Annotated in this window: 9 protein-coding genes; 1 reads left to right on the top strand and 8 read right to left on the bottom strand. The window is 60.4% G+C overall.

Features of this window, described 5'->3' with window-relative positions:
* Positions 1-27 precede the first annotated feature (27 nt).
* Positions 28-1,425 (top strand): enolase C-terminal domain-like protein, encoded by a 1,398-nt coding sequence (locus KDW55_RS27805; RefSeq protein ID WP_212161794.1) that lies wholly within the window; start codon positions 28-30, stop codon positions 1,423-1,425.
* A gap of 238 nt (positions 1,426-1,663) precedes the next feature.
* Here KDW55_RS27805 and KDW55_RS27810 read toward each other — a convergent pair whose 3' ends face one another.
* The 8 genes from KDW55_RS27810 to KDW55_RS27845 form a co-directional block, all read right to left on the bottom strand.
* Positions 1,664-1,945 carry a PAAR domain-containing protein gene (locus KDW55_RS27810; RefSeq protein ID WP_080294555.1) on the bottom strand — a complete coding sequence of 94 codons (282 nt, stop codon included), beginning with the start codon at positions 1,943-1,945 and terminating at the stop codon, positions 1,664-1,666.
* Positions 1,946-1,959: 14 nt separating this feature from the next.
* Positions 1,960-2,847, bottom strand: a complete 888-nt coding sequence (locus KDW55_RS27815) for a DUF4123 domain-containing protein (RefSeq protein ID WP_209821290.1) — start codon at positions 2,845-2,847, stop codon at positions 1,960-1,962.
* Between the two features lie 36 nt (positions 2,848-2,883).
* Complete coding sequence (locus tag KDW55_RS27820; RefSeq protein ID WP_212161795.1) at positions 2,884-5,064, bottom strand: DUF2235 domain-containing protein; 2,181 nt, start codon at positions 5,062-5,064, stop codon at positions 2,884-2,886.
* Positions 5,061-5,678: a DUF3304 domain-containing protein gene (locus KDW55_RS27825; protein WP_209821292.1), complete on the bottom strand. Its 618-nt coding sequence runs from the start codon at positions 5,676-5,678 to the stop codon at positions 5,061-5,063. The genes KDW55_RS27820 and KDW55_RS27825 overlap by 4 nt, the downstream gene beginning before the upstream one ends.
* Before the next feature lie 20 nt (positions 5,679-5,698).
* On the bottom strand, positions 5,699-6,331 hold the full coding sequence (locus KDW55_RS27830; RefSeq protein WP_245163574.1) for a DUF3304 domain-containing protein: 633 nt from the start codon (positions 6,329-6,331) through the stop codon (positions 5,699-5,701).
* Between the two features lie 119 nt (positions 6,332-6,450).
* Entirely contained in the window at positions 6,451-7,188 is a 738-nt protein-coding gene (locus tag KDW55_RS27835; RefSeq protein ID WP_245163573.1) for a DUF3304 domain-containing protein, read from the bottom strand.
* Between the two features lie 16 nt (positions 7,189-7,204).
* The gene (locus KDW55_RS27840) at positions 7,205-9,724 is read right to left on the bottom strand and encodes a type VI secretion system Vgr family protein (protein ID WP_245163572.1); all 2,520 of its coding nucleotides are present in this window, start codon (positions 9,722-9,724) and stop codon (positions 7,205-7,207) included.
* Between the two features lie 1,113 nt (positions 9,725-10,837).
* Complete coding sequence (locus KDW55_RS27845) at positions 10,838-12,034, bottom strand: HNH endonuclease (RefSeq protein WP_212198117.1); 1,197 nt, start codon at positions 12,032-12,034, stop codon at positions 10,838-10,840.
* Between the last annotated feature and the right edge of the window lie 1,913 nt (positions 12,035-13,947).

Raw genomic sequence — 13,947 nt, forward strand, 5'->3', positions numbered from 1 at the left:
GCATCAACGGAACCAGGAGCGAAACCGATGTCCGAATCACGCCGCGCCGACACGCCGCGCGTCACGCGCATGCAGGTGATCCCCGTCGCCGGCCGCGACAGCATGCTGCTGAACCTGTGCGGCGCGCATGCGCCGTATTTCACGCGCAACCTGGTGATCCTCGACGACAGCAGCGGCCGCACGGGCGTCGGCGAAGTGCCCGGCGGCGAAGGTATCCGCCAGGCGCTCGAGCGGATGACGGACGTCGTCGTGGGCCAGCCGATCGGACGTTACCAGGCGACGCTGAACGCGGTGCGGGCGGCGCTGTCCGGCGCGGGTGCGGGGGCCGGACGCACGATCCGCCACGAAGTGACGTCGGCCGGCGAGGCGGCCGTGCTGCGCCAGCCGCACGAGATCAACCTGCGGCTCGACAACGTGATCACCGCGATCGAGGCCGCGCTGCTCGATCTGCTCGGCCAGCATCTCGACGTGCCGGTCGCGGCGCTGCTCGGCGAAGGCCAGCAGCGCGACGCGGTGCCGATGCTCGCGTACCTGTTCTACATCGGCGAGCGGCGCCGCACCGACCTGCCGTATCGCGACGAGACGCAGGCGGCCGACCCGTGGTTCCGGCTGCGCAACGAGGCGGCGCTCACGCCGGCCGCGATCGCCCGGCAGGCGGAAGCCGCGGTCGAACGCTACGGCTTCGCCGATTTCAAGCTGAAGGGCGGCGTGATGGCCGGCGCCGACGAAATGGAAGCGATCGCGGCGATCAAGGCGCGCTTTCCGGACGCCCGCGCGACGCTCGACCCGAATGGCGCATGGTCGCTCGACGAAGCGATCGCCCTGTGCCGCGGGCAAGGCCATCTGCTCGCGTATGCGGAGGATCCGTGCGGGCCGGAAGCCGGTTACTCGGGCCGCGAGGTGATGGCCGAATTCCGGCGCGCGACCGGCATTCCGACCGCGACCAACATGATCGCGACCGACTGGCGGCAGATGGATCACGCAGTGCGGCTGCAGGCAGTCGACATTCCGCTCGCCGATCCGCACTTCTGGACGATGCGGGGGTCGGTACGGCTCGCGCAGCTGTGCCGCGACTGGGGCCTTACGTGGGGCTCGCACTCGAACAATCACTTCGACGTGTCGCTGGCGATGTTCACGCACGCGGCGGCGGCCGCGCCCGGCACGATCACCGCGATCGATACGCACTGGATCTGGCAGGAAGGCGACGCGCGGCTCACGCGCGAGCCGATCGAGATCGTCGGCGGCCAGGTTGCGGTGCCGGCGCGGCCGGGGCTCGGGATCGAGCTCGACATGGCGCAGGTCGAAGCCGCGCATGCGCTGTATCGGGAGGTGGGAGGCACGGCGCGCGACGACGCGATCGCGATGCGGTATCTGGTGCCGGGGTGGACGTACGATCCGAAGCGGCCGAGTTTCGGGCGGGGGTGAGGCGCGGTTTCCGCGCGGAAAGCAAGGGGCCCGGTGTGGCGTGAGACAGGGAGCGAATCCTTGCACGGACCAAGACTCGGCACCCATGGTTTGCAGGAAGAGCGTTCGACGGTGCGCACCGACCGGGTCGCGACAGCGACGCGGCGGTGCGTTGCTCGCGGGATTGCTCGTCGGCAGTCTTGCCGGTTTAACGAAGAAATCGGATCTGCGACATACGACGTCCGCTTCGGACGTCAATTCAGTCACCGACGCAGGCGGTCATGCTGCCAATCAAAGTGCACCCGCACTCGGTATGATGGCCGTGCAACGCGACGCGCTGGCCATCGATCGTCACCGTCGGATGTGCCTCGATAATTTTGTTGACGCCGTGCGGTCGACCGTCCGGATATTTTTCCGGGCAATCCACGAGGTCATGCAGGCGTGCAATCTTTTTGCCGTCGATCCTGTGGGTTTCCGAACCCGTGATCACTCGGCCGCCGTGCGAGGTTTCATCACCGACGACGATCATCTGTAAAGCCATCTTGCTCCCGTTACTCATAGCGTGACTGAATGCGGCGCAGGCGCCGTGTCGCGCGCCGTCAGCATCTCGACCTCCGCCCATACATTCGTCGGGACCCCGGCGACGGCGACGCCGAACAATTCGTGCGACTGCTGACGCCGAGTTAGCAGATCATGGATAAACTGATGCCGGTCAAAATCGATGCCATACAGGTAGGTGTACTGGCAGAAAACCAGGCGATCACCTGGCTCAGCGATTCCCCACTGCACCGCGCGTTGGTATCGGGGAATGAAGTCGTGAAACCGGTCGAAATAGGGGCGATTGCCGTTGGCGTCACCGGACTCGATCAGTGCAGCAAGGATCTCGTCGGGCTCCGTGTGTGTCGTGAGAACATCGATATCAGCTTGCTCGAGCTGGACCATGACGGAGCGGCATATCCGCGCGCCGGAGGTCGAATCGTTTTGGATGGATTGCCACGCCTGGTGGCGCCCGCGGTACATCCACTGCGCAATCGGGCTCATGAACATGGCGCGAACCTGCTCGCCCCACGCATCAAAGACCGCCCCCGTATTGCGCGGGTCGAAAAACCGGACCATAGCGGTCATGTTGTCGCCAATGTCCGCAAACAGGAACGCTTGCAGGTGCGTGACGAGCGCATCCATTTCGACCCGACTCCAGATCAACGACAGACATGGGCTTTGAAGGTCGAGCTGATCGAGCTCCGCAAACCAGTCGGCATTCGTGTCGCTCACTGGCACCAGGAAGAGCGAAGCCGGTCCGAGCTCTTCTTCGGGCAACCCCTCGAAAACGGAGCGAAACGGTACGCCGGCTTGTTTCAGCAACGGCTCTACCTTCGGTGGGCATACGGCTGCATCAATCAACCCCATCAGGCGCGCTTCGGGAGCTGTTGTTTGTTGTTCCATCTGAAACCCCGTGATTGGCGAGCTTTCCAGCCCGCTTTACGCCCAGCCGGCTTGCGACTTGCCGTTGCCGAGATCCAGCGGCGAAGCGTTTGATGCGAGGCCCAAATAGGCCTTGCGGGTGTCTCCGCCGGCAAAGACGACGCGAGGGAAGCCATATCCACCCGGCGCATACTCGTGAAAATACGGTATCCGGAACCAGCACCGGCTATCGTGGACATAGTCGTCAAACAGGGCGATGGCGGCTGCGGGCAACTTGTTCACGGCGTCGGGCGATGTGTGCTGACGCAGAAATGATTCCACGCCCGGCAACGGCGCAGCCACAATGTCGTCCTGCACCCGATAGCTCTGCACAAGCGACGACCAGACCGAACTGAGCAGTATTCCGCTATATGCAAGTGTCACGCAGGGGGAGTCGCTACCCGGCTGATCGTGCGCGACGGAATACGTCGGCGGCACCTTGATCACGTGGCCGCCACGCATCACTATCGGGCGGTTTTCCGTTCGCTTGACCTGCCATCGATCGCACTGGTCCGGATAAAGGTACCCAAGCAGCAGACGCATTTCTTCCGCACCCTGCCGCAGGTCGGTCTGGTCATTGGTCGCGACATCGAGCGGCCCCTCGCCTGGACGCGCAGGCCTGGGATTGGCGACGCCGGGGTGAGCGATCATGCCGGCGAGTTGCTCGTTACGCCGGTTCATGGCTTCATTCAACGCCGCCACTTGCCCCTTCTGCGTACTCATATACGACGTATATCCCGCCCCCATTGACAGCGCGTTCGCCCGGAGCATCTCGGTTTGCGTCCTGAGCTTGGTCATGACCGGATCGTTTTCCGCCGCTTTTGGAAGCGCCTGCTGAATCTTATGCGGCGTCATTTTGTCTTCGTGGGCGCGCTTGAAGAATGGTTGCCCGGTGACATAGCGCTGCGGATTGCCAATATCCGCGCGCAGCGTTCGCCAAGCCAGCATTTGACCTAGTCCGGCCTTCAGCGCGTCTTCTACGCTGCTGACATTATCGACGGTCTTGCGCCACGCATTGAACGCATCAATCAATGACGGGGCGAGAGCGAAGTCTTTTCCAAGCGGAGACCGTGGGTCAAAATCGTCCTCACCGCGAAGGGGCACACCATATGTGGCCGCCTTCAGGTACATATCGTGCAGTGGAATCTGGCTAAGCTTATGGCTGTCGTCATTCGCTCTCGACGTGGCTGCTCCTTTGCCTTGTTCGTTGGGTGCGTAACCGCCACCCACGTCAGAATGCACGCCTGGATAGGCCACTTCATCGCGAATACCGCTACCGTAGCTGTCCCCGTTGCGGATCGTGTCAACCGGAAAGCTCATCCGCTGCTCATGTACCGAGAACGCGTGATAGCAGTATCGCACCTCCTTTGGTATATCGAGCCGACCGTCGTTAGCGAATGCAAAGTGCCCATCGAATTTGCCGATGTCGACAGTTGCTCGCGTCGAATCGGGCGGCCCAACGGACGCGACCGTATCGAAGAGGCCAACGAAATTAACCTTGTAGTTCAGTGCATATTTGCCGGTCTGGTAGCCGATTCGCCCATGCGGCGCCCACTCATTGATCAACTTGTTCACGAACACCCGCGCGGAGGCCGCCCCCCGCGAGAAGCCGATCACGTTAATCCAGATTTGCTTGATCGTCTGCGGATACCGTCCTTCATCGACGGCCTGCTTGTGGGCGAGGCCCAGTCGATCCGTGTAGCCGACCAGCGGGAGTTTGTGACCATCGACCACTGCTGCGCAAATGTCGTTGGCTTTGTCATCCGGAATCAGATATCGCGTCTTGTCCGTAGCAATGGACTTGTAAATGGCATTCAGCACCCTTGTGTAGCCCCAAACACAACGGTTGCCGAAACCCTTTGCCATCGATTTACCATCCGTCGAATAGGTCAGCTCGCCAATCTCTTTGAACGGCGTACCGACGCCTGGGATATAGAAACGAAACACACCTTCTTCGTTTTTATCCAGTGCCGCGTTGAAGAGTCGGGCGACGTTGCTGTGTGTGTGAACAAGCGAGTCCCTGAACGGATTGGTAGGCAAGTCGTTATTGTTCGTGCCGTCAAAGAATAGCGTGATGTGAAGCGTCTGGGGGCAGGACATCAACGCATCGCATACCAGCGCGCGCCCCTTCCTCAACGCCGTGGCGCTGCCCACAATACGCCCCCCCTGAGGCATCAGGTCGGCCCATTTGAGACTCATTGCGCGTTTCCTCCGTCACGGTATAACCTGTTCCATTCTTGGTCCACCACGCCCTGAGCGATGTACGGATCATTGTCCAAAGGGCGTATACCTGGATCATTAGCGTCGCCTCTCTGACCATCGGCCACCATGATGCGGACGCGGTCACCCGGCAGGAACACCGCCCACACACCGCCCATGACTCGGCCATATTTCGGTATCCGAACGTTTTCTGCCTTGTACCAATTTGTCGTGTGATCTTGCTTCCGGTAGACCAGCCAACGCACCGTCAGCCTCAGATCCGGCTGCCAGACCGAGGGGATGTTGCTGCAGCACATCTCGCCACCGCCGCCAGACGGCTTGTCGTCAGCCATCGCGGGCGACACGTTGGGGCCACCACCTGCCACCCCTGACCCATCGGGTCCCTCCATCCCCCACTGATGGATGTACCAAGGCGTGTAGTTCAGCGTCAGGGAACTCGCGCCGATCGTGTCGTAGTGCTTCGGCAGATTCGACAGGTCGAGTTGTTGCGCCATGGCATCAGGATGCTTGTCGCATGCGCCGAGGCCAAACACGGCAACAAGGGCGATGGTCTGGATCGTACGTCGCGCGTAACGGGAAAGTCGGTCTGTCATCGTGAATAGGGGGCTACGGTTTAACGGGACACCAGGGCCGCTCCGCCCCGGTCCGCCTTAAGCATGCATTCGGCACAAATCTTCTTCGGCGACAGATCGACCATTTGGTCCTTCGGACCCGGCAAGTCGTGAGTCGCGGCAAAAGCAGTAGCACGGTATAGTCGGTTCCATTCCTCGTCTACCGCACCGTGCGCGATATACGGATCGTTGTCCGGCGGGCGTATGCCGGGGTCGTTGGCATCGCCTTTCTGGCCATCGGCCACCATGATGCGGACGCGGTCACCCGGCAGGAACACTGCCCACAAACCGCCCATGACTCGCCCGTATTTCGGAATCCGAACGTTTTCCGCCTTGTACCAATACCCAGGTGTCTTACCGTCTTGCTTCTTGTCAACCAGCCAGCGCACCGTCAGCATCAGATCCGGCTGCCAGACTGAAGGGATGCTGCTGCAGCACATTTCGCCGCCGCCGGACGGCTTGTCGTCAGCCATCGCTGGCGACACATTGGGGCCGCCGCCAGCCACCCCTGACCCATCGGGCCCCTCCATCCCCCACTGATGGATGTACCAAGGGGTGTAGTTCAGCGTCAGGGAACTCGCGCCGATCGTGTCGTAGTGCTTCGGCAGATTCGACAAGTCGAATTGTTGAGCCATGGGGCCAGGATGCTTGTCGCATGCGCCGAGGCCAAACACGGCAACAAGGGCAATGGTCTGGATCGTACGTCGCGCGTAACGGGGTAGTCGGTCTGTCATCGTGAATAGGGGGCTACGGTTTAACGGGACACCAGGTCCGCTACGCCCCGGTCCGCCTTAAGCATGCATTCGGCACAGATCTTCTTCGGCGACAGATCGACCATTTGGTCCTTCGGACCCGGCAAGTCGTGAGTCGCGGCAAAAGCGGTAGCACGGTATAGTCGGTTCCATTCCTCGTCTACCGCACCGTGCGCGATATACGGATCATCGTCCGGCGGGCGTATGCCGGGATCGTTGGCATCGCCTTTCTGGCCATCGGCCACCATGATGCGGACGCGGTCACCCGGCAGGAACACCGCCCACAAACCGCCCATGACTCGGCCGTATTTCGGTACCCGAACGTTTTCCGCCTTGTACCAATACCCAGGTGTCTTACCGTCTTGCTTCTTGTCAACCAGCCAGCGCACCGTCAGCATCAGGTCCGGCTGCCATGCTGCAGGGATGTCACTGCAGCAAGTTTCCTTACCACCCCCCGATGGCTTGCCGTCCGCTCCCGCCGGCCATACATTAGGGCCACCACCAGTCACCCCTGATCCGTCTGGCCCCTCGATGCCCCACTGATGGATGTACCAAGGCGTGTAGTTCAGCGTCAGGGAACTCGCGCCGAGCGTGTCGTAGTGCGTCGACAGGTTCGACAGGTCGAGTTGTTGCGCCATGGCATCAGGATGCTTGTTGCATCCGCCGAGACCCCACAGCGCAACGAGGGCCACGGTCTGGATCGTACGTCGCGCGTAAAAGGGAAATCGGTCGGTCATCATGAATAGGTCTTACGGTTTAACGGGGTACGAGGGCTGCTCCGCCCCGCGCCGCCTTGAGCATGCATTCGACGCAGATTTTCTTCGGCGACAGATCGACCATTTGGTCCTTCGGGCCAGGCAGGTCGTGGGCGGCTGCGAATGCAGTAAATTTGCCGGTCGTGCCGCTCATCACGCCGCTCGCGTCCATGTTCAAGAAACTGCCGTTGACCTCGACGCGGAATTTGTGCGCACGCAGCAGGATCTCCTCGCTTTCCAGGAGGATCTGCTTCTGCGCCCGCGCCACAATGGACTTCGTCAGCGCATTCAATACGATGTCGCCTGCCGCCGATACCAGATGCATCGGGCCGGTCTGCGCGAACAGGCGAAGGGTGTCGCGCACCGTCGCGAAGAAGCTGCGGCCACTGGCAATGCCAATATGGCCTTCCGTCGTGATCGCGGCCTGCTGGGAGGCCACATGCACGGTCGCTGGCGTCGTGATCTCGACGCCAGCCTTGCCGTCGATCACCAAGTGCGGCTCCGACAACTCCGGGAACGTGTTGCTGCCGCTCGCGCCTGAGCCGCGGATCTGTTCGTTCTGTGCCGCAATTGTGTTGACGAGGTCGGCCTGATGACCGTCAGCATCCTGTGCCTCGCTCTGCTGCGCGATCTTCGTCAGCGCATCATGCAGTTGCTGCGCTTTCCCGAGTCGATCGACAGTCTCGCTCATGTCTTTCGCCGCTGCGGTCGCGCCCGCGCGCGCCTCGGTCGTCACCAGCATGCCGCGATTGGCGCGCAATACGCCCCAGGAATCCGTTGCCAACTCCCAGCCGGTACCGCGCGCTTCGGCCCGCCCCGCATTGCCGTCAATGCGGGTGTTGTACCCGACGACAAGACGTGACTGCTCGTGGTCGCTCGAAACTTGTACCTGCAGTTTCCCGGGTGTGTCGTCGGCCACCACCTGATTTGCCGCCGTGCCCTCGAGGTCACGAGAACGCAGACCTGATAGCGTCTGGTTATCCGGGAGCTTCCACTGCACGAAGTTGGTGCCGTTCGGCACACGCCCTGTGATGATTGGACGATCCGGCGCGCCATCCAGAAATGACACGACAACTTCGTCACCAATGCGAGGGACATGGATCATCCCGAATCCCTGGCCCGCCCACGGATGGCTCACACGGACCCAACAGGAGCTCCGCTCATCGCGCTGCCCGATCCGATCCCAGTGGAACTGCACCTTGACGCGGCCGAGTTCGTCGGTATAGATGGGTCGACCTTGCGGACCCACCACGGTCGCCGTCTGCATCTGCATGACGGGCTTGCGATGTTCGAACGGGCTGCGGAAGGGCACCGATTTGCGCTGCGCTTCGAGCTCGACGAGGAAGAAGCCCTCTGAGCCATCAAAATGCCTGGCGCCGGAGGATTGTGCTCCGAAGTTTGCTTTCGCTTCGGCCAATCTCACAGTCAGACTATGTGGAAGATCGCCGTGGTGGCTCGATCCCGGCAGGTTGTTCTCGATCAGCCAGACCACTTCGATGACGGCAAATTCGCTGCGCTCACCAGGCTCGCGGTCATGTTCCGGGTGGCCGGTCAGCTCGAACCACCGCCCGGCGTCGATGCCACGCAACCCGCCCGCACCATAAAACCGCTTTGCGCGTGATTCCCATTCCTCCATGCGCACCTTGGAGAGGTGATCGCCCCGTTCCTGCTCGAGATAAGTATAGGGGCCGGTGTACTCATACATCTCCAACTGTTCCGGCAGCTCCTGCGACACCGTCGGGATATGAGTGCCCTTCGGATTGGCGAGCGGCGACGGATGCTTATAGTCGAATGTGCGCGTGGTCAGGATGGCGCTATGGAGAGTTCGCAAGCCGGACCAGTGAACCAACGCATCGACCTCGCTGTCGGCGCCGTATCTCGAGAATTGAACTGATCGCGCGGGGAGCGGCTCGCACGTATCCAGGTGATCTGTGATGGTCAGCGTGTGGGACTTGCCGTCATCAGCCTGTTTCCAGATGCTGAACAGGCCTTCTTCTTCCATCAGCCGGTGGACGAAATTCCAATCGTCCTCATACTGCGTACAGTACGATCTTGGCGGGAGCGGTTTTGAGAGCGCGAAACCGAATCGGCCTTTCGCGGGCGAATGCGCGTTGAACACGTCCCTGAGGATTTCATCGACGGGTTTGTCCTGCCAGATGCGCTGATCGCGGCGAAACTTCAGGAAATGCATCCATGACGCAAAACAAATCTGATAACTCGTCAACCCGCCTTCTGATCCCAGCCTTCGCACGGCATAGACATAACCGTTTCGGGGAAGGTAGGACTGGTCAGCCTGCTGAATCCACAGCGTAATCGGTTGCCCGATCAGTTTTTTCAGCTTGAGGTCGCTGCGCGTTGACAGAACATCGATTGTGAAGTCGAAATGCCGGCCGATTCGGGACCAGCCGACAGTGCGTTGGGGGAGCAACACACTATCCCCGAGCGGGGTGTCGAGTTTCAGCAAACGGCCTTGCTGAAGCAGCCCCCCTTGCACCGCCCTCACGATGTCTTTCGCATCCATTTCCATCCCTTTATTACTTTTTTCGTTGCTTGCTTATTTATTGTCACCAACGTGACACGGGCTCTCTTGCGCGATTCTACAGTCAAAAGCGCCTGGCCAAGATGAATCACGGTCAAATATGAAACGGGCTGGAAACCTTAGTCGAGCATGTTTCGGTGGACCATTTCGCGCGGTGCCATCGCTTCGACACGGGAGGCAAACCAGCTGTCGGCCTCCTCGAGCCGGCCAAGCAGCCGTTTGGTGTTTACAGGCGCCAAATGAGGGACGCGACCGCGGACTGCGGGCGGCATCGCTGCGGATGCTTGCGGGAGTGTTGTGAAGGTAGCTGGAAAGTTGCTCTACGGTGGCAGAGATGTCGTGGGCGGACCGCTCCGATCCCGGCTGCGGGATGACCATTCAAGTTCGGATGAGCCGGCGGTTCCGTGGCTTGCCTGGATGTGCGAAGACTTTACGCTTATCGCTACTTGCCCGAATTAGCAACGAGGATTTGTCCGACGGGGTTGCCCATGTTCACCCCGTTCTCCAGGCTATGCTGCCCCTTCTGGCTTACGCACCAATGCGCTTATGGCGGGGCTGCGGCCCCGCGCTTTGTCGACGAGGTGCAGTTTGCCAGACCCCTCGCCTTTTCTTTCGTCTCGTAGCCGTTCTATACGTCTTCAGCGCGATTCCCAACGATTGCGCCCGCACTTCGCTGCAATGTCATGCACGCGGCGCAGGGCAAATATGGCCCACATGGTGTGGCCAAAACCTGCGTCCAAATGCAAAACAACGCACTACATCGCGAGACGTAGTGCGTCGTTTTTACTGGAATTGTTGGTGGAGCGGAGGAGGATCGAACAATTAGCTGCAGGGCCCGCAGATGCGAGATCTGGATGTCTGATCTGGCATGGTTGCCCCCATTGTTGCCCCCACATCTTCCTCGTTATTGACATGCTCTCTGTGCACCCATCAGTACTCGTCGGTAAGCTTCTGTCGAGAGAGTCAATTTCTTTGGCGCAGCTTCATAGCGCCGGCGGCCACCGAGATCCGACTAATTCTCCTGGTCGGGCGGAGCTGAGTACAGACGGAACTCGACGGCGGTGTCGCGATACCGCCAATTCGGCGGCCCAGCTTTCACGCGCGCCAGTACTGCTTGTATTGCCCTTCGAGAGCTGGAGCAAGGTCGACAATCTGGAAGTTCTCGTCAAGTTTGAGCAGCCCCCTGTCGTACGCGCGATGGATGTCGACGCGCAGCGGAATTCCGTCCGCAGCGGTGTTGTCACCCGCTTGCCAATTGCAGCCGTCGAGATGCGCCGCCTCCAGCAGCTCCTCGACGTCACAACCGGTAACCACGCACTTCTTCCCATGTTGGGCAAACACCGCGGCGCGGAACGCGCGCTGGTGCAAACGTTGCTTGATCTGAGCCACCTTGTATGCCGGCCCTTCGGGCAGCGCCTCCACTGCGATATCGAGGTCCACTGCGCCCTCCCAATTCTCCGGTTCGACGTACGAGTAGGTGACCGCGCCAGGCTGCTTTAGCACGTCCCTCAGGCGCTTCTGCACAGGGTTATCGAAGTCGAGGTCAGCGATGTGAAATCGCTGCGCGTCTCCGATGATCAGCGAGAAGCGGCCTTCGCCTTCATCGATCGTGCCGAGGTAATCACCGAGCCACAGTTCCTTGTTCCGTTCGACCAAGTGGATTGCGAAACTCGCACCGGGCACGACACGGCCCGGCTGCCCCATCCAGTACCCGTCGAGCATATCGCCCGGGTGGCGGGGGCGCGACCGGTAGTTCTTCTCGGATTCGGGATGGTGGTTCTTCGTGATGACGCATGGCACGCCCAGGGAGGCGAGGAGAGCAGTAAAGTCTGCGGCGGTGATGGCAGTGGCGCCCCTGTTGACAAACTCCTCGATCGTCACGACGCGCTCAACGACGGCGTATTCCCTGCCGGTGGCGTCAACTTCAACGTCGCTCCGTAATTTGTACAGCCTGTCGTTCTCGTAGACCCCCGAATCCGTTTTGTACGAGTCTGGATAACCTCGAATGAGCGCATAGGTCAAACCACCAGCTTTCATCCGCTTGAGGTTGTTCAATCGCTCCTTGACTGCGTGTTTCACCTCTTCGTCACCGACCGGATCCCAGACGCCGATTCGTTCGGTTCCGTCCGGTAACGTCTCGCGGTCTTTCTGCCACAGCTTCATCACCACCACGCCGTCATCACCGTATGCGTCCCACGACCAAACAGTGTTCGTGAGGCTCAGCCCCAACGTATCTCGGATGAATGCGCTGATGAGCTGTTTGTGCTTCGTGACTTTCCCGTTTCTGGTCATCCCGTTTCCCCGTATCACAGGCCGTTGTCCCTCGACTGTGTTCGGCCGACATCGTAGCCGACCCGCAATCGCCGACGCAAGGTAGGCCTGAACGCACTGAAATCCACGGGGCAGCTGGCGTTGGCGCGACGTCGCGCGAGCCCGTATCCAAGGACTGATATGACTCCCGCCCATAACGTTGGCAACCCCTTTGGTCTTGGACTATGTTTAGGCTATCCGACGCAATGGAGTGCGAGAGGGCGAAAGTTCTCACGGATGCTGTCCGCACCAGGCAGCTCGCACGCCGGCGTCCGAGGTCTCCGACCGATTCCTCCGCCAAACTTATTTAATCGGCGGGGCATGATGCGAGCCTCGCTCTTTGACCACGAGAACGAGGATGAGCGTCACAATCAACCGGATACACTTCCCCAGTTCCATCGCCTCACCGACAGGGAGGCTGCGACACATTCGACTGCACCAGCCACACCCCTCATCCGCGGCGCCATCACCAATGTTTTGTGGAGAATTTCCTTCGCTCGCGGCAGCCAACAGCTATCCGCCTCGAATCATGGATGTGCAGTCCTAACAGACGGGTTTGTTCCCCTGCTTCTAAGCCCGATGCCCTTTTGCACGCAGCCATTTGGAACCGATTTCAAATCTCATTGACTGCATGTATTCATGCGGCGCCGCGTGAACAATGCATGTGGGAACTCTAGCCTCAACGAGGCGCAGCGCTATCAACGCCTCGGCTAACCAGGGCGAACGTTGTCGCGGCGCGCGGGTGCGCCTCGTTGCAATTGATTGCAAAAGGGTGTGAGGCTTTGCCGTGCAGACCCACGCCGAGGGTGTCGACAGTGAAACGACAGGACTCTCTGCATATGGTTGCTTGCTGACAGGCAATGGGTTGCTTGGCGGCATGCAATCGAAGTTTGCTGGCAAGCGATTTGGTGCCTGGCGGCGAGAGCCTAGTTTTCCAATCGTACCGCAAGGGGGCGGAACGGTGGATCTGTGAACCGATGCACAGATGACGTCGATTGATCTGGCCTGCGAGAGACCGCCTCAAACCAAATCAGGCCGCGATCCCGGCGGGACCTCGTCAGCACGGTCGTAACAAGCGTCGCTTCTCGCCCCTAACTTGCATGGCTTCGCGGCGCACGCTACGATTGTCCCGTGTCATCCAAATCCGAGCAATGGAGTGCTAGGGGCCGTGAGGCTTCAACGGATCTGCCCGCAATGGGCAATCAAGCACGTCGGCGCTCGGGCTCTCCCAAACGAGATTTCGGTCGCCGGTTTATTGTGAACCGGGCGGGGGGTATGCCCTTGCCCTCAGGGAGGCCGAATAAAATGTCAGCAATAATTTGCAATGCTAACGATAGCAACAAAAAAAGTGAGAAGAGGAAATCGGGCCATACGAAACCGAAGGCCCCGCAGATTTCGCTACACGAGCCAGGCTTCATTCGAGTCGCACATTTCCAGGCACTGCTCGGCGATCTCTCGCATTCAGCCTTCTACGCGAGATTGAAGCTCGGACGCGTTCCTAAACCCGACGGGCACGATCCGCGGCCCTATTGGAAGACGTCGACGGTCAGGGATTTTCTGCAAGGATCAAGCAATGAGCCATGCCGATAGTCTGCGGCCCAAGACTGCGCGCTCGTCACCTGTGAGAAATTGCCAGCCATGTGCATCGAATAGCGAGCGCCGCTGGCAGTGCATTCAGTTGCAGGAAATGTTCGGATGCCCTCGGATAGACGCGACATCCCGACGGCCGCCTGCTTGCCCGTTGCGGACATGCGGCTCGGATCGACTTGCAGCCTTGCAAACAACAAATCAGCCGGGTCGCCGCCCGACGTAGTTGCAATCAATTGCACTGAGCAACCGAACAAGAAACAAGGCCCGAATCGCCGACGAACGATTCGGGCTAAGTGTCCTTGGTA

The organism is Burkholderia sp. AU19243, from assembly GCF_018148075.1.
GTDB lineage: Bacteria > Pseudomonadota > Gammaproteobacteria > Burkholderiales > Burkholderiaceae > Burkholderia > Burkholderia latens_A.